Raw genomic sequence first — 16134 nt, forward strand, 5'->3', positions numbered from 1 at the left:
CCGAAGGGGTGAGTACAAGTCCTCGAATCCAACTCTGGATCCGCGTTTCGGCACCCAAACATTCTCTCGGTCCGTTTGTTGCTCTATCGTGACCTTCTACGACAACAGCGGAGGCCCCGGCCGCCCCGAACGTTTCGGAAGGTGAGAAGCGTATGGCAACCACGATGGTGTCCTCCGATTCGGCAGAGGGACTGAGCCTGGGAGGACGTCCGGCATCCCACCAACTTCGAGTCGCGCGGGATTCGACGCAGAAGATCATCGACCACGTGCTCGACACCACCCAGTGTCGTGAGCTGACCGGGAGGTCCGGCCGGACTGTCGTCGCCGAGGTGACCGCAGAATGCGTCGCGCTGGCGGCAGACGTTCTGGATAGCGGCGTACAACCGTCGACCGAGGCGCTCGGCCGTCTGCGCCGCTCCGCGGGCAAGTGGGCTCGACTCGGCGTTCCACTGGCCGCCATCCAGCACGCGTTCCACGAAGGGTTCTCGCGATGCCTTCGCATGATCGCCGGGCGCGCGGTGGACGGTGAGCACGGCGCGCTCGTCGACGGCGCCGTGCTGATGTTCGGTCTGCTCGACGTGGTGTCCGAGGCGGTCTCCTCGGGATATCTCGACGAATACAAGGCCGTGGCCGCGCAGGGTCAGGACCAGACGCAGGCACTGGTCACCGCCCTGCTCACCGGAGACCGGAGTGCCCCGTCCATCGCCGAGAGGTACGGCACCGAGCTCGCCGAGCGATACGAAGTCGTCGCGGTGCACTTTCCTCCGCACGCCGACGAGGTGGGCGCCCCTGTCGCGCGAGAGGCAGCGGCGACGCGCAAACTGCAACGGATACGGTCCGCGCTCGCCGACTTCCACGCTGCCGAGCCCCCGCTGGCGATCCTCAGTGCAACCGGCGGAACGATCCTCGTGCCGGATCCGGTGGCCGGTGTCGTCGAATCCCTGATCACCCGGTTGACGGAGGCGGGCGAAGTCCCCGTGTCCGCCTCGGCGGCGGTATCGGTGGCGTCGCGCATCGCAGCTGCCGCCGAGAACGCCTACGAGTTGCTCAGGCTGGTGCAGCGCTTGGACTATCGACCCGGCGTGTATCGAATCGCCGACTTGGCGTTGGAGTTCCAGATCGCGCGGCCGGGTGTCGGCCGTCGCCACCTCGAGAGGATGCTGGATCCACTGCGGCGCGTACCGGATCTGCTGCCGACCCTTCAGGTGTTCGTCTCCACCGAGGCCAACCGTAAAAAAGCAGCGAAACAGCTTGTGGTGCATCCGAACACCGTCGACTACCGGTTGAAGAGAATTCAGCAGATCACCGGCATCGATCCGATGAAGTCGTCCGGACTCCGATCGCTCCATGCTGCCTTGATCGCGGACTCGCTCGACCCGAAGAGATCGGTGTGATGGCGCCGGTCACGTCTCTGTCCGCTCGCGCCGCACTCGTCGCGATCGACGACATGGTTCCGTGCTTCCAGCCGGTGGTCGCGTTGCGGACCGGTGATGTCGTCGGAGTCGAAGCGCTCGCTCGGTGGCCGACGGTCGTCGGGGTCGATCCAGCCGAGGTGTTCGCTCTCGCGCGCACGCGTGGTGTGGTGTCGGACATCGACTTCGCCTGCCGTGCCGCGGCGTTGAAGGAAGCACGCTCGGCGGATCTGCGGCGCGGACTGGCGTTGTACCTGAACTACGAGCCGTCGGGAATCACGGACATCGAACGCACCGAGGCGCACCTCGACGCCCTGGAAGGCGACGGCAGGGTGGTTCTCGAGATCACCGAACGCGGTCTCGTCGGAGACGCGGACAGGCTCCGCTCGATGGTGACGTCGGCCCGACGGCGGGGATTCTCCATCGCTCTCGACGACGTCGGTGCCAACCGCGGCACTCTCGAAGCGCTGCCGATCGTAGAGCCGGACATCGTGAAGCTCGATGCGTCGGTGCTGCGCCGGCCCCGTGCGTTCGGAAGCATGCGCGCATTGTCGGCAGTCCGACGGTACGTCGCGTCCACCGGTGCAGTGATCCTTGCGGAGGGCATCGAATCCGAGCGGGATCGGGTGCGGGCGCTCGGCCTCGGCGCGACGCTAGGGCAGGGCTGGTTGTTCGGCGCCGCTGCTGCGGGCGCCGATCTTCGGGCTCGATTCGGCTGACGCGCGGAAGACGACATGCAGCCATCGTGCGTCGAATCGCCGTAACACCGTTCGACGGGCCAGCGCGACGAGTACTGCTGTGCCGGTGACGGCCATCCACGTGGGCATCGGGTAGAGCGCCAGGCGTTCCCCCAGGCCGAATCCGAATGTCTGCGCCAGCATCAGGACCGCACCGACGACACCGACGAGCGCGCAGACCGCGGACCAGAGTGCGACCACTCGTCGCTCACGCCAGAAGTGCCAGGCGATCAACGCCAGAACCACGTGCCGAGCGATGAAGCCGGGCAGCACGGCGGCCCAGTGCAGGACGGTTCCGTCGTCGGCGGGGAAGAGTCCGGTCGCCGCGGTGCTGACCGCGATGATCACGGCCAGTGACAGGATCGCCTTCTTCACTCGCCCACTTCTGATGTGGCGGTGCAGGAACAGTGCTCCGACGAGTGTCAGGACTCCCAGGGCAACGAACGCGGCGTTCATGACGTCGTGCAGGGGTGAGCAGGAACCGACCTGGCACGTCGTCACCCCGAGTGAGCTGATCGAGTTGTCCTCGAAGCTGTACGGGGTACTCCACGCTGCTGCGGTGAACACTTCCGCGAGCAAGTAGGCGAAGCACAGGACCCACGCGATTCCTGCGGCAGCGTGATGGGCGTCGTGTGTGGATGTCGGTGAGGCGATAGGTAACTCTCTTCGTGGCGAGCCGGCGTTCGGCGAACGCTGTACGGACGATGGCGTGACTGTACGTGCCCAACCTGAGAGTGCAGCCCGAACGACGGCTCTTCTCGTCGACGCCCACCTGCCCAGAGCACCTGATCGATTCTCAGGATGCCCTCGTCCTCGACTACCTGGCCCGACCCGGCTGAATCAGCACCTGGGTGTCCACCTCGAGGCCGGACATGGCGCCGGCACAGGTTTCGCGGAGGGCCACCGCCGACGCGAGGAGGTCCGCGGACGGTGTGCCCGCATCGCTCGCGCGGGCAGAGATTCGAAGCAGGCGGCCCGTGCCGGTGTCCACCACTCGACCACTGGCTGCATCAACCCCGGGTGACGACGCCAATGCGGCGGCCGCGTTCTGCGCGGCGGAGGTCAGGTCCACCCTGGCGTCGTCGCTGCCGATCAGGGAGGCGGCACGCCGGGGCCGGTGTGCCCACAGCCAGTACAGCCCGGCGACGGATACGACGACGGTGGCGCCGGTGAGCGCCCACGGCCACCACGACGTGCCTGCCCACCCGGCGGGGTTCCACGACTCGACCGTCCGCCTGGCGTCGTGCGCGAACTGCGGCAGCCGGTCGCGTTCCCATGCGGCAGCCGCCAATCCGGCTGCGCCGAGAACGAGGCCGACCAGCGCGGTGACCAGACGATCGACAGTGGCGGTGCCGACACCGATCGACGAACTTCGGACCCGCGCCGAGCCCTTGGCGATCCAGACGCCATCGGAACCCGACGGTCGGTGAGTTCGGCTGCGCGGCAATACGGCACAGACGAGCAGGACCAGCCCGATCACCGCGGCGACGATGCCGATCGGAAGCATCGCACCGAGCACGGTGACACCGAGTAGCCAGTCGATCGCAGGCGCGATCCAGGGTGCACCGTCGACGAGACCGAACTCGATCGACGCGTCGCGACCCAGAACGACGCCGACGACACAGAGGGCCAGCGCGAGAACCACGGCGACTGCACTCGCGCGAGGCGCCGCCTTCGGCGATACCTGTGTGGTCATTCGACTCGCCTTCCTGAACTCGTGACTTTCTCCGGCGCAACGTAACGCATCACGACATCCACGGTGTCGACCTCCAGCCCGCTCGATTGTCGAAGGTCGTCCGCCACGCTGGTTCGCACTCTCGCAGCGACGTCGGCGATGGGCGTCGGCCATCGCGTGGCGGCTTCGACCGTCGCCCGGACTTTTCCGTCTCGGACAGTTGCCTCCACGCGCGGAAGGGCTTTCGACGTGAGGCCACCGGGGACGGGTTCCACGCCGTCCACCCGGCTCGCCGTGATCTCGGCGATGCGGGTGACGGCTCGAACTCGTACCTCGAGGTGGCCTCGTTCGTCAGCGGTCATGGCGGCGGCCACGCGAGAACGCGTCGCGGCTCTGGAACATCGACACGTCCAGTTCGCCGTCGATGTAGCGGCCGACGGCGAAACCGACGACGGCGAGGATCACGGCGAAGAGAAACCCGGTGAATCCGCCGGCAGCGGCCGCAATGGCCAACAGAAGTCCTACGAACAAACCGATGGTGGACGTCGTCATGATGATGCTCCTGCTAGATGTGAGGGCTAGATGTCGAAGTAACGTTTGGACCGCAGCCGCCCTGCGGGCCCGAAGATCCTGCGGTAGAAGTGCTTCCACGTGCGCCGACGAATCGTGGTGGGCGCGCGCGAGAACCTTCGGTCGACGGCGGCGAGTTCGGCTGCGTACACAGCCGGGTCGCCGCCGACGTCCGGATGGTGCTTCCTGGCCACCGCGCGGCGGGCGGCGGTGTGTTCGGTCGAACGGCTCATGCGTGAGTGGACCGCATCATCAGCGGATTACGTCCTCGACGGTGACGTGAACCGGGCCGTCGGCCACGGTAGCGACGGCCGTTCGGATCGCGTCGGCAGTGGCCGGAATCGGGCTGCCCGCGCGCAGTATCACGTGCACGTCGACGCTGCCGTCCTCACGGATCCGAACGCCGGAGACGCGCCTGCCCGGCAGGTATGTCGCGGCTTCACCGAACATACCGCCGTGCAGACCCGCGACGCCCGCCGTCGCCGTCACCACGTCGGCGATGACTTCCGAGACGTCGGGTGCGCTCATATCGGGTCCTGATGTCACTGAACTCGCGTCCCGGACACTTCCTGCCCGGACTCGTCGTCACCCTCGTCGAGGAAGACGTCGTGCACGACGATGTTGACCTCGGTGACCTCGAGGCCCGTCATCCGCTCCACGGCGGTGATGACGTTGCGACGGATGCCCGACGCCAGGTCTGCGATCGACACTCCGTACTCGGCGACGATGTCGATGTCGACGGCGGCCTGACGCTCGCCGACCTCGACCGACACACCCTGCGACTGGTTGACGCGTGCACCGGGGATGCGCTCGCGCAGCGCTCCGATGGCGCGGGAGGTGCCGCCGCCGACGTCGTGGACGCCCTGGACCTCGCGGGTGGCGATGCCGGCGATCTTCGACACGACGGTGTCGGCGATGGTGGTGCGTCCGGTGGTGCTGACCAGTGCGGACGTGGTGGTCGCGCTCTTGGCAGCCGTTCCGGATGCGGCGTCTGTCGATTTGTCCAGCGTCTGGGTGCTCATGTTCTGTCCTCTCGCGAATCGATTGTGACGTCAAGTAGGTCGTAGCGAAGTCGAGAAAGCGCACGTCCGAAAATAGTGATGTGCATCACAATCATGGTTCGCTGGTACAACGGTGTCGAATGCATCTCGTCCAGGTGGACACACGTGGCACGAGCACTTCGAGGACGGGGGCACCGTTGGCGGACACGGTTCGATGACCGACGATCCACCCGGCCGTGTCATGTCCGACGGCGGGCCGCTGTCCGATCACGTGCTCGTCAGCAATGCAGCACTCGGCGACACCGACGCCTTCGAGCTGATCGTCGCCAGGTACGGCCCGGAGATGTTCCGCTACGCCCGCAACATGCTCTCCGATCACGGTGCAGCCGAGGAAGTCGTCCAGGACGCCTTCGTCGCGGCATGGAAGGGATTGGATACGTTCAGGGGCGACTCCAAGCTGCGGACCTGGTTGTTCTCGATGGTCTCGCACAAGGTCGTCGATCACCGGCGCAAGCGTGCGGTCGCACCTGCCGAGGACTGGGTGTTCGAGCGCCGAAGCACGGATGCACGCGCGGATCCCGAGGTCAGCGTCACGAACGACGACTTCATGGCGGATCTGGGGCGTGCGTTGGCCGAACTGCCCTACCGCCAGCGAGCGTGTTGGCTGTTGCGAGAAGTGGAGGGGATGACACATCCGGAGATCGGGCAGATCATGACACTGTCGGCAAGCGCGGTACGCGGTCACCTGGTTCGCGCCCGAGCAACATTGAGTGAAAGGTTGGCGGCATGGCAGTGATGCAGCTATGACGTCGGAACCGGACGACTGGGTGTTGCAGCGCGCGGCGCGGGAGCTGCGGGAGGCGCCGGACGAGCCGCGCTGGTTCGACATCAGCAACTCCATCATCTCCAAGGTCCGTGCGACGACCCGTCGGACATGGCCGGTGGATGCGCGGTTCCCCACGGCGCCGGAAGGCCGTGGATCCGACACTCTGCGCGTCAGCGATCACGTCGTGCGCACGGCAGTGCTTCGGGCACTGTCCGGAGTTCACGGGTGTCAGCCGACCGAGATCGCCGTGCACACGGACGAGCACAAGTGCACCGGGGTTTCGCTCTCGGTGGTCGGTGCGTACGACAGCGACCTTCAAGCTGTCGGAAACGATCTGGCGCGCATCGCCATGTCGATCGTGGCCGAGATCCTCGGTGTGTCGCTGACGCGCGACGACGTCGACGTGCACGTCGACGACATCGAGATACGGCCGTGAACGTTCGGCTCACGGTTCGACGAGCAGTAGTGAGTTGGACTGCTGCAGTGGTGGTTCCGTGTGCCGCGGCGGGACTCATCGACGTGCTGGGAACCGATTTCGACTCGAGTGGAATCAGCGCGCTGTTCTTCGTCGTCGTCCTGTGCGTGTCCCTTCTCGGGGGCGTCGTACCCGCAGCGCTGTCGGCCCTGATCTCCGGGTTCCTGCTCAACTACTTCTTCACCGAACCCCGCTACAGCCTCACGATCGCCGAGCCCGAGAACTTTCTCGTCACCGTGGTGCTGCTGGTCGTCGCAGTGGCGGTGGCCGTCCTGGTCGATCTCGCTGCCCGCCGCGCCCAGCAGGCCAGTCGCGCAACAGCTCTGGCCGAGGCCGACGCATTGCGCCGCGCGCTCCTCTCCGCCGTCAGTCACGATCTGCGCACCCCGCTCGCCGCTGTCAAAGCCGCGTCGTCGTCGCTCCGCAGCACCGACGTGGAGTTCTCCGCCGAGGACACCGCCGAACTGATCGCCACCATCGACGAGTCGGCGGATCAGCTGACGTCTCTGGTGGAGAACCTGCTGGACTCCTCCCGGCTGCAGGCAGGTGTGGTGCGGCCCTCCCTCGCACCGGTCTACGTCGAGGACGCGGTGCAGCGGGCACTGATCGGCTTGGAGGCCGACCCGTCGTCGACGGTCACCGACGTCGGCAGTGCCTGTGTACTCGCCGACGCGGGCCTGCTCGAGCGTGTGCTGGCCAACCTCGTGGGCAATGCCGTCCGACACGCTCCCGGCAGTACCGTGTTCATCCGTGCAACGGACAGCGGAGGTGGGACGACGATCACCGTCGCAGACAACGGGCCAGGTGTCACTCGAGCGGCTCAGCAGACGATGTTCGACGCCTTCCAGCGCCTCGGGGACACCGACAACAGCGCAGGCGTCGGCCTCGGTCTGTCCGTCGTGCGCGGATTCGTCGAAGCGATGGGCGGCACCGTCCGCGCCCTCGACACCCCGGGCGGAGGGTTGACGGTGGCCGTGCAGCTCATGTCTCCGGAACCGACGTCGTCGGCAGCTCGGCCCGTTCCGTCGCCGAGCCCGAAGGGTGCGCAGTGACCGAATCACCGAGCATTCGCATCCTGGTGGTCGAGGACGAGCCCCAGATCGTTCGCGCGTTGCGCATCAACCTGAAAGTGCGTGGATACGACGTCGTGGCTGCGGCGTCGGGAGCCGAAGCGCTGCGGGTGGCGGCGGATTTCCACCCCGAGGTGGTACTCCTCGACCTGGGTCTGCCGGATTTCGACGGTGTCGAGGTCATCGGGGGTCTGCGCGGATGGACCGACGTTCCGATCGTCGTGCTCTCGGCGAGAACGGATTCCGCCGACACCGTGGACGCACTGGACGCCGGGGCCGACGACTTCGTCACCAAGCCGTTCGAGATGGACGTGTTGTTGGCGCGGTTGCGGGCGGCCTTGCGTCGAGGCCCGAGGGCGGTGGAAGACGCAGTGGTGGAGACGGATTCGTTCACGGTCGACCTGTCCTCGAAGACCGTCACCCGCGGCGGGGACGTCGTTCATCTGACCCGCACCGAGTGGGGAGTGCTCGAGCTACTGGCCCGCAACCGCGGAAAGCTGGTGTCCCAGCGCGAGATCCTGAAGACCGTGTGGGGTCCGAAGCACGAACGTGAGACGCATTATCTGCGAATCTATCTCGCCCAGTTGCGCCAGAAACTCGAGGACGATCCATCCCGGCCGCGTCATCTGCTCACCGAGACCGGGATGGGATACCGACTGAAATAGCCGGTGCTGGGGTGCCTGAGTGCTACTGGACGGGCACGGACGACGGGGCGGAGCCGCTGCCCTGCTTCAGCCAGTGCTGCAGCGGAGCAGGCCGCCCGTACAGGTAGCCCTGGGCGAACCGGCAGTGCAATGCCTCGATGGCGCGGGCCTGATGCTCGGTCTCGACGCCCTCCGCGACGATGGAGACGGGTAGTGCGCGCGCCATCGCGGCGATCGCGGAGACCAGTGAGCCGCCCGACGTGTCGGTTCCGATCTCGGCGATGAACGAGCGGTCGATCTTCAGCAGCGCAATGGGCAGTTCACGGAGGCGACTGAGCGAGGAGTAACCGACTCCGAAGTCGTCCAACACGATCAGCACATCCAGTGCAGCGAGGCGGTCGAGGATCTTCTTCGCGGCGAACACATCGTCGATCAACGCCGTCTCGGTGACTTCCAGTGCCAGATCGGAGCCTTGCAATCCGAGTTCGGCCAACAACTGTCCGACGAGCACTGGCAGTGACTCGTCGCGCAACTGAACGGGCGAGATGTTGACGGACATCGTGACGTCCTGGCCCTGCGCCCGCAATGCCGCCAGGTCCGTGAGGGCGGTTCGCAGGACGGCAGCGCCGATCTCGCCGATCAGGTCGGTCGACTCCGCGATGGCGACGAACTCGCCTGGTCCGCGCAGTCGCCCACCGTGCTGCCACCGCACCAGAGCCTCGTAGACGACGGTGGCGCGGGTCGAGGTCATCACGATCGGCTGGTAATAGACCACCAACTCTCCGCGCCGGACGGCGCCGCGCAGAGCGGTGGCCGTTTCGATCGCGGCCGTGGACGACGCCCGTAGGGACTCGTCGAAGTACGCGATGCGCGACGCGCCCTGCGACTTCGCGTGGTACATCGCGGTGTCGGCCTCGCGAATGAGGTCGTCGAGACGATGCGCCCGGTTGGTGGTCGCGGCGATGCCGACCGACGCGGTGATGTACGCGCTGGCGGCACTGAGAACGAACGGCTCGGCGATTCGGTCGACGATCGACTTCGCCAGTGCTTCCATCTCTGGTCGAGTGCAGCGGCCGATCACGATGAATTCGTCCCCCGCGTAGCGAACCACGGTGTCGACCGAGCGGACCGTGGACCGGATTCGGTGCGCTGTCGCCGCAATCATCTCGTCACCGACGCGGTGCCCGTAGGAGTCGTTGACGACCTTGAAGTTGTCGAGGTCGACGAACAGGATGAAAATTCTGCCCGGCTCGTCCCGCGCGCCGAGGCGCTCGAACTCGTCGGGCAACATGGTGCGATTGGGTAGGCCGGTCAGTGCGTCGTGCGCTGCGCGATATCTGGCGTCGTCCTCGCTGCGTTCCATCAGGCTCATGGCGCGTTCGCCGCGGAGGAAGCTGCCGATGAGGATGGCCGAGAGCAGTGTGGAGCGGACCGCGAGATCGGCGGTGGACAACGACGTTCCGAGGACGGGGATGGCCGCGCACACCAACAGCATGACGAAGAGGAACGCGGACCGACGCCGATGACGGGGTGTCGCACGCTGACGCTGAGCCATCGTGGCCATCTGCGGGTGCAGCGCTGCGAGTCCGAGCGAGACGTAGCCGACGAGGTAGATGCCGTCGAGCAGGCCAGGTGACAGTGGTGATGCCCGGGACAGGAAGTGGGCGTAGGCGATGTCGCCGACGAACACCGACAGCAACGCGAGCATCAGCAACCGCAGCGAGGTGTTGCCGCGCTTGGAGGACATCAACAGATACGCCGTCAGCGTGATCATGCCTGCGTCGACGGCAGGGTAGATGCCGTTGAGAACGGCCACGGCAGTGTCCATCTCGGTGTCGAGAAGGGGCGAGATCAGCAGGACCCACGAGAGGAACAACGCACCGATCGCGGTCAACGTCGCGTCGATCAGCGGCGTCACGTCGTCGCGGGAGCGGCGTTCGAGAATCCAGCGGGCCAGTGCGACGGCGATCAACACGTAGCCGCCGAGCATGAACGTGTTCGACAGCGCCGTCACGCCCGAGGGATGGATACTCGGGTCCCCGCGGAGGCTGACGCCCAGCAGGAACAGGATTGCGGTCCCGAACAGGCACCACCAGGAGGTGGCGTCGGCCGGCTTGTGTCTGCGGATGCCGACGCCGATCGCGAGGATGGCTCCGATGGCGAACGTGCCGAGAACCATCGACCGAACCGACGCGTCACCGACGAGAAACAGCACGGCGCCGACAGCGAGAACACTCGCGAAGCCGACGAACTTCGGCGCCCCGGCAAGCGTTCGATGCATCGACGGCGCCTTCGTGTTCATCGAAGGCCCCCTCACCTGCTGCTGTAGTCCACGAACCGGCTGTCAAGTTCGCCCTGTCGGGAAGATTACTGTAGGACCCCTCCACTGTGCTGGGAACCTCGTCACGAGTCCCGCGTCGGTGTGCGATGAGTTCTCGGATCGGTACGGGTCAGATCTGTCGAAGCAAGGCGCCCCTGGTCCTTGCGTACAGGCAGGAGTCACCCATGACCACGTCGATTTCAGGTATTTCTGCTCGGTCGTTGTCGCGGCCGCGTGCAGTGTTGTTCTCCGTGTTGCTCGCACTCGTGTTCAATCTCGTGCTCTGGGTGATCGGGTTGGCGGCAGGTGGAAATTTCGAACTGACCGACGCCGGAACCACCATGGCGGTCGCACCGGGCGGAGTCGTCATGTTGACGGTCGTACCCATGGTCGTAGGAATGGGCGTCGCCGCCCTCGTGTCGCTGAAGTGGCTTCCCGTCCTCCGCATCGCGCAGGTCGTCGGAGTCGTTGCTCCCTTGGGCACCATCGCGATGACCCTCGCCGCCGACTTCGACGCGGCCAGCACGGTCACCCTCTCGCTCATGCACGTCGTGATCGCAGTGGTCGTACCGCTGGGCCTGGAAGCCCTGCGCCGGGGAGCCGTCGGGAGTGTGCACTCCTGACAGACGCGTAAAATCGGACTCCATGAGTGCATCGGACGGCACAGGATCGCAGGACGACGCCGCATCACGGGACGACGCCGCATCACAGGACGTCCCTGGGCAGGTACGGGCCATGGTCGGGCAGAGTTACCGAATCGACGATGTGTACGAGGTGGGCAAGGCCAAGGTCTCGGAGTTCGCGAACGCGGTTCAGAATTTCCACCCCGCGCACTTCGACCAGGACGAGGCGACGGCTCTCGGCCACAGCAGCCTCGTCGCGCCGCCGACCTTCATGTCGCTCATCGCGTTCGTGGCACAGCGGCGGCTGTTCGAGGAAACGCTCAGTTGCTACGCGATGCCGCAGATCCTTCAGGTGGATCAGCGATTCACCTTTCACCGCCCGTTGCTGGCCGGGGATCGGTTGAGCTGCGAAGTGTCACTGGTATCGGCGCGCCGGGCCGTGGGCGCGGATCTGATGGTCGTGGAGAACGAGATCTTCGACCAGCGCGATCAACCGGTGTTGACGGCGGCGACGACCATCGCCGCGTCCACGGAGATCCAGGCACCGGAGGACTTCATGAGCGCCGTCGAGCAGATCATGATGGCCGGAACGGCCCCCGTGGCATGAGCGGCGGCTCGCCCATGCCTGGTCTGCCGCATCCTGATCTGCCGGGGCCGGAGGACATGCGTGGTCGGTGGGCGTCGTGTGCGGCCCTCACGGCGGCGCAGGGCCGGCCGGACCACTGCCACGCTCGCCCTGGTAGCGGTGCAGTGAACGGTGGGACGTGGCACTACGACGACGGCGGGGGCAATTGGGCGGCACTGAGAATCGCCGACGCCTCCGCTGGAGGTTCGAGTGGCATCTCTCGGGCTGTTCTCGTGGGGTACGACCACGAGTACAGCGAAACGTACTTCGGCGCGGCCGCCGAGTACTTCGGTGAACCCGAGACGGACCTTCTGCGCGGGTTGCCTGCCTGGACGGGCGACGTGGTGGCCGACTACATCGCGGACATTCAGCGGTCGGGCATGTGGCTGGGGTTCGTCTACGTCTTCGAGCACGGCCGTTGGTCACGCGCCGAGTACAGCGTTCCCGACGGTTTCGTGATGCTGAATCTCCCGCCCGTCAGTGCGGAGGCGACGACCGAGCATCTGACCGAGTTCCTGAACGGCATCGCACGAGACCACGGTGTCACCGCGGTAGTCGACGCGTCGGCGGTGGCCGCCGCGGTGGCTGCGGGTCCGGCGGTCACGTCGGAGCAGCTGCGGGCGATGTTCGGGGCACGGCAGGTCGACATCGAGGCGGGCGTCGCTGCTGCGCGGCTGTTCGCCTGAAATCGTCAACTCAGGGTTGACGATGCTCGATCGTCAACCTATGGTTGACGCATGGTCGAACCAACGAAAATCCAACTCCCTGTCCGCCTCGACGATCTGATCGACGCCATCAAGAAAGTGCACGACGACGAGCTCGAGCAACTGTCCGACGCGGTCGTCGCGGCCGATTCCCTCGGCGATCTCGCCGATCACCTGATCGGTCACTTCGTCGATCAGGCGCGCCGGTCGGGTGCGTCGTGGACCGACATCGGCCAGAGCATGGGCGTGTCGAAGCAGGCCGCGCAGAAGCGATTCGTGCCGAAGGGGCCGGGCGGATCCGATTCCGCGATGGACGCCTCCGAGGGCTTCAAGCGGTTCACCCCTCGGGCCAAGAACGTCGTTGTCGCGTCCCAGAACGAGGCGAACGCCGCGGGCAATGCCGAGATCGCTCCCGCTCACCTGGTTCTCGGCTTGCTGACCGAGAAGGAGTCGATCGGTACCCGTTTCCTGCTGTCCGACGGCCGGACCGAACAGCAGGTGCGCGACGCGGCGCAGGCGTTGCTTCCCGCGTCGGAAGGCCGGTCCCCCGCGCTGATCCCGTACGACGCAGGCTCGAAGAAGGTGCTCGAACTCACCTTCCGCGAGGCACTGCGTCTGGGGCACAACTACGTCGGGACCGAGCACGTGCTGCTGGCAATGCTCGAGTTCGAGAACGGCGCAGGTCTGGTCACCGACCTCGGCCTGGAGAAGAACGCCGTCGAGGAGCAGTTGGTGGCGGCTCTCGGCTCCCTCTGAGCGCTGCGCCTCTGTCGCCTGTTCGGACGGCTCTGTCTCGTCAGTCCTTTCGGCTCGCGAAGCAGGCGCCGGCGGCGATGAGCGCGCTGACGAACATGGCGATCACCATGGGAACGGCCGTCTCCTCGCCGCCGAGGCCGACAAGTGGCGAAATGACTGCGGCCAAACCGAATTGAAGTGCTCCCAGCACTGCCGAGCCGGTGCCGGCAAGCTGCGGAACCTGTGCGACGGCAAGGCTCGTCGCGTTGGCGAAGACGAAACCCTCGGCCACCAGGGTGAGGAACAGCAGAACGAGCGTCGGCCACAGGCTGATCCCGACCATGACGAGAACGAGCAGCAGTGTGGTGGTGACGACGAGGGCGGTAATTCCGGCGGTCATCATGCGCTGCAGAGGGATTCGATCGGCGAGCTTCGCGGTGATCGCACTTCCGACCATGAGTCCGAGTGCGTTCACGGCGAAGGCCGCCGAGTACTGACCCGCCGACAGGCCGAGCATGTTCTGGAGTACGAAGGGTGACGCGGAGATGTAGGCGAACATCACGCTGAACGCGAAGGCGAACGTCAGTGTGTAGGACAGGTATCGGCGGTTCTTCACCACCGTTCCCATGCCGCTGATCATCTGAGCGATGCCTCCGCCGCGGCGGTTCTCGCGGTCCAGCGACTCGGGAACCAATGCGATGGCGCACAGGAGCATCACGGCGGTCAGGCCGGCGATGATCCAGAAGACTCCGCGCCATCCGAGGGAGTCGACGACTGCGCCGCCGATGAGCGGTGCGATGACCGGCGCGACGCCGCCGATGATCATCATCAACCCGAACAGTTTGGCAGCGTGGCTTCCTTCGGTGCGGTCGGCGATGATCGCCCGCGACAGCACGACCCCCGCTGCACCGGCGAGCCCTTGTACGAACCTGGCAGCGATCAAGAACTCGACCGACGGCGCGAGTGCGGATGCGATGCCCGCAGCGAGACACACGGCTGCCCCGACGATCAACGGGACTCTGCGGCCGAGTTTGTCCGACAGGGGTCCGATGATCAGCTGTCCGATGGCGAGGCCGATGAGAAAGGTGGTCAGGGTGAGCTGAATGCTGCTGGCCGAGGTGTTCAGATCGGCTGCCATCGCCGGAAACCCGGGGAGGTACATGTCGGTCGCGAGAGGTGGTACGGCGGTGAGCAGTGCGAGTACGCCGATGAGTACGGCGCTCGGTGCTGCGGTCCGGGAAGGTGTGGTGGTAGTCATCGGCTACGACAATAGCTTATAAAATTATATGTATTATGTCGGTGTGACGGATACGACCGACCCCGCAGTCCTCGCCTCGGTGCTCCACGATCTGAGTTGGATCATTCAGCGCACGGATCGCGTGGAAGAGCTCGGCATCGAACGGCTCCCCGCGCCCGAGGTCACCGTGCTCAAGCAGATCGACAGGAACACAGGCATCGGTGTGTCCGCACTCGCGGACATGCTGGCGATGCAGCCTTCCAACGTCAGTGCGGCAGTCCGCACCCTCGTCGAACGTGGGCTCGTGGTCAAGACTCCGTCGCCGACGGACCGGCGTGTCACGCAACTCGAGGTCACCGATCGGATGCGGCGCAACCGAACTCGCATCGAAGCAGCATGGTCGGCTCGAATCATCGAGGCGCTGAGCCGACTTCCCGACGAAGCTGCCGCGCAACTCGTGTCGGCAGCACCGGCCCTGATGCTGCTGACGAACGAGCTGCGCGACCGCACTTAGCTCGCGGCGCCGGTCGAATCGTCCGGGCCGACGGGCAGTCGAGTGTCCTCCTCGATGAGGCTCGCGACGACACCGCCCGCGGCGCGGACGCCCGCTGCGGCAGAACCGATCACGTTCTCCATCGGGGCGGCGACGTTGCCCGCGGCGTAGACGCCGGCAACCGACGTCGCGCCGGTCTGATCCGTCGCGACGAACGACGCCCCGGCGGGTACGTCGCCCATCATCATGTCGGTGACCTCCAGTCCGAGGCTCACCAGAACGCCGGCGTTGGCGGTGAACGTCGGCTTGGTCACAACGGCGTCCACCGGAACCACCGAACCGGTGGTCAACTGGATGCCCACGAGCGCATCGTTCTCGACGGCGATCTTCTGTACGGCATCCGATATCACCGTGACGCCGCGCGCGGCGAGCTTCTTCGATTCGTCTACGGTGGGCGTGAATTCGCGGGTGAAGAGCACCACGTCGTCGACCCATTGCCGCCACATCAGTGCCTGATGAACGCCGAAGGGGCTCCCGATGATGCCGACCTTCTTGTCGCGTACTTCCCAGCCGTGGCAGAAGGGGCAGTGCAGAACGTCGCGTCCCCACCGCTCGGCGAGACCGTCGATGTCGGGAAGTTCGTCCGTCAGGCCTGTAGTCACGAGCAGGCGTCGGGCGGTGAGGGTGGCGCCGTCGGCGAGTTCGACGGTGAAGTGGTTGCCGTGCGCGGTTGCCGCCGTCGCCGTGCCCTCCTGGATCACTGCGCCGTAACTCTGCGCTTCCGTGCGCCCGCGAGCGAGGAGTTCGAGCGGGGGAATTCCCTCCAGCCCGAGGTAGTTGTGGGCGTGCTCGGCCGGCGCGTTGCGCGGAGATCCTGCGTCCACGACGAGGACTCGCAGGCGTGCACGCCCGAGCGTCACCGCCGCAGCTAGTCCAGCCGGGCCGCCGCCGACGATGATGACGTCATGGTCGAGGTGTGTAGTCATG

20 protein-coding genes and 1 pseudogene are annotated in these 16134 nt (G+C 66.1%); 11 read left to right on the forward strand and 10 right to left on the reverse strand.

Features of this window, described 5'->3' with window-relative positions; genetic code table 11:
- The first annotated feature begins 152 nt into the window (after positions 1–152).
- Complete coding sequence (locus tag BH95_RS20995) at positions 153–1394, forward strand: PucR family transcriptional regulator (RefSeq protein ID WP_033190268.1); 1242 nt, start codon at positions 153–155, stop codon at positions 1392–1394.
- Positions 1394–2131 (forward strand): EAL domain-containing protein, encoded by a 738-nt coding sequence (locus BH95_RS21000; RefSeq protein WP_020110407.1) that lies wholly within the window; start codon positions 1394–1396, stop codon positions 2129–2131. The genes BH95_RS20995 and BH95_RS21000 overlap by 1 nt, the downstream gene beginning before the upstream one ends.
- Here the strand turns inward: BH95_RS21000 and BH95_RS21005 are convergent.
- From BH95_RS21005 to BH95_RS21035, 7 genes are all read right to left on the reverse strand, one after another.
- Positions 2066–2716, reverse strand: a complete 651-nt coding sequence (locus BH95_RS21005; protein ID WP_052060204.1) for a DUF998 domain-containing protein — start codon at positions 2714–2716, stop codon at positions 2066–2068. The two genes, BH95_RS21000 and BH95_RS21005, sit on opposite strands and share 66 nt — an antisense overlap.
- Before the next feature lie 250 nt (positions 2717–2966).
- The gene (locus BH95_RS21010) at positions 2967–3845 is read right to left on the reverse strand and encodes a hypothetical protein (RefSeq protein WP_037183919.1); all 879 of its coding nucleotides are present in this window, start codon (positions 3843–3845) and stop codon (positions 2967–2969) included.
- Entirely contained in the window at positions 3842–4186 is a 345-nt protein-coding gene (locus BH95_RS21015; RefSeq protein ID WP_244165075.1) for an Asp23/Gls24 family envelope stress response protein, read from the reverse strand. The genes BH95_RS21010 and BH95_RS21015 overlap by 4 nt, the downstream gene beginning before the upstream one ends.
- Complete coding sequence (locus BH95_RS21020) at positions 4176–4376, reverse strand: DUF2273 domain-containing protein (protein ID WP_037109731.1); 201 nt, start codon at positions 4374–4376, stop codon at positions 4176–4178. Before BH95_RS21020 ends, BH95_RS21015 begins: the two co-directional genes overlap by 11 nt.
- Positions 4377–4402: 26 nt before the next feature.
- Positions 4403–4627 carry a hypothetical protein gene (locus BH95_RS21025; RefSeq protein WP_037159151.1) on the reverse strand — a complete coding sequence of 75 codons (225 nt, stop codon included), beginning with the start codon at positions 4625–4627 and terminating at the stop codon, positions 4403–4405.
- A 19-nt stretch (positions 4628–4646) separates the two neighbouring features.
- A complete protein-coding gene (locus BH95_RS21030) occupies positions 4647–4922 on the reverse strand; it encodes an Asp23/Gls24 family envelope stress response protein (RefSeq protein ID WP_020110402.1) in 276 nt (91 codons plus the stop codon).
- 14 nt (positions 4923–4936) lie between these two features.
- Complete coding sequence (locus tag BH95_RS21035; protein ID WP_019665201.1) at positions 4937–5416, reverse strand: Asp23/Gls24 family envelope stress response protein; 480 nt, start codon at positions 5414–5416, stop codon at positions 4937–4939.
- A 193-nt stretch (positions 5417–5609) separates the two neighbouring features.
- Between BH95_RS21035 and BH95_RS21040 the strand changes: the two genes are divergently transcribed.
- The 4 genes and pseudogenes from BH95_RS21040 (at position 5610) to BH95_RS21055 (ending at position 8431) form a co-directional block, all read left to right on the forward strand.
- On the forward strand, positions 5610–6191 hold the full coding sequence (locus tag BH95_RS21040; RefSeq protein WP_019665202.1) for an RNA polymerase sigma factor: 582 nt from the start codon (positions 5610–5612) through the stop codon (positions 6189–6191).
- 7 nt (positions 6192–6198) lie between these two features.
- Positions 6199–6657 (forward strand): hypothetical protein, encoded by a 459-nt coding sequence (locus BH95_RS21045; protein WP_037183921.1) that lies wholly within the window; start codon positions 6199–6201, stop codon positions 6655–6657.
- Positions 6658–6674: 17 nt separating this feature from the next.
- Positions 6675–7748 (forward strand): annotated as a pseudogene (locus BH95_RS21050) (sensor histidine kinase); the annotation flags it as partial.
- On the forward strand, positions 7745–8431 hold the full coding sequence (locus tag BH95_RS21055; RefSeq protein WP_019665205.1) for a response regulator: 687 nt from the start codon (positions 7745–7747) through the stop codon (positions 8429–8431). The pseudogene BH95_RS21050 and the gene BH95_RS21055, both read left to right, overlap by 4 nt.
- Positions 8432–8453: 22 nt before the next feature.
- Here BH95_RS21055 and BH95_RS21060 read toward each other — a convergent pair whose 3' ends face one another.
- On the reverse strand, positions 8454–10712 hold the full coding sequence (locus tag BH95_RS21060) for a putative bifunctional diguanylate cyclase/phosphodiesterase (RefSeq protein WP_019665206.1): 2259 nt from the start codon (positions 10710–10712) through the stop codon (positions 8454–8456).
- 203 nt (positions 10713–10915) lie between these two features.
- Between BH95_RS21060 and BH95_RS21065 the strand changes: the two genes are divergently transcribed.
- Genes BH95_RS21065 through BH95_RS21080 form a run of 4 tightly spaced genes read left to right on the forward strand, consistent with a single transcriptional unit; the run spans position 10916 to position 13438 of the window.
- The gene (locus BH95_RS21065) at positions 10916–11353 is read left to right on the forward strand and encodes a DUF6069 family protein (protein WP_037185391.1); all 438 of its coding nucleotides are present in this window, start codon (positions 10916–10918) and stop codon (positions 11351–11353) included.
- 22 nt (positions 11354–11375) lie between these two features.
- Positions 11376–11960, forward strand: coding sequence for an FAS1-like dehydratase domain-containing protein (locus BH95_RS21070; protein ID WP_033190271.1), 585 nt, complete (start codon positions 11376–11378; stop codon positions 11958–11960).
- The gene (locus tag BH95_RS21075; RefSeq protein ID WP_051127721.1) at positions 11957–12664 is read left to right on the forward strand and encodes a hypothetical protein; all 708 of its coding nucleotides are present in this window, start codon (positions 11957–11959) and stop codon (positions 12662–12664) included. Before BH95_RS21070 ends, BH95_RS21075 begins: the two co-directional genes overlap by 4 nt.
- Before the next feature lie 51 nt (positions 12665–12715).
- The gene (locus tag BH95_RS21080; RefSeq protein WP_020110397.1) at positions 12716–13438 is read left to right on the forward strand and encodes a Clp protease N-terminal domain-containing protein; all 723 of its coding nucleotides are present in this window, start codon (positions 12716–12718) and stop codon (positions 13436–13438) included.
- Positions 13439–13478: 40 nt separating this feature from the next.
- On the opposite strand, the gene BH95_RS21085 is transcribed toward BH95_RS21080, so the two are convergent.
- Complete coding sequence (locus tag BH95_RS21085) at positions 13479–14675, reverse strand: multidrug effflux MFS transporter (RefSeq protein WP_020110396.1); 1197 nt, start codon at positions 14673–14675, stop codon at positions 13479–13481.
- 43 nt (positions 14676–14718) lie between these two features.
- Here BH95_RS21085 and BH95_RS21090 point away from each other — a divergent pair, with 43 nt between their 5' ends.
- A complete protein-coding gene (locus BH95_RS21090) occupies positions 14719–15168 on the forward strand; it encodes a MarR family winged helix-turn-helix transcriptional regulator (RefSeq protein ID WP_020110395.1) in 450 nt (149 codons plus the stop codon).
- Here the strand turns inward: BH95_RS21090 and BH95_RS21095 are convergent.
- The gene (locus BH95_RS21095; RefSeq protein ID WP_037183922.1) at positions 15165–16133 is read right to left on the reverse strand and encodes an NAD(P)/FAD-dependent oxidoreductase; all 969 of its coding nucleotides are present in this window, start codon (positions 16131–16133) and stop codon (positions 15165–15167) included. The genes BH95_RS21090 and BH95_RS21095 overlap by 4 nt on opposite strands.
- Position 16134: the final 1 nt, after the last annotated feature.

This window comes from Rhodococcoides fascians A44A (genome assembly GCF_000760735.1).
GTDB classification, from domain to species: Bacteria; Actinomycetota; Actinomycetes; order Mycobacteriales; family Mycobacteriaceae; genus Rhodococcoides; species Rhodococcoides fascians_E.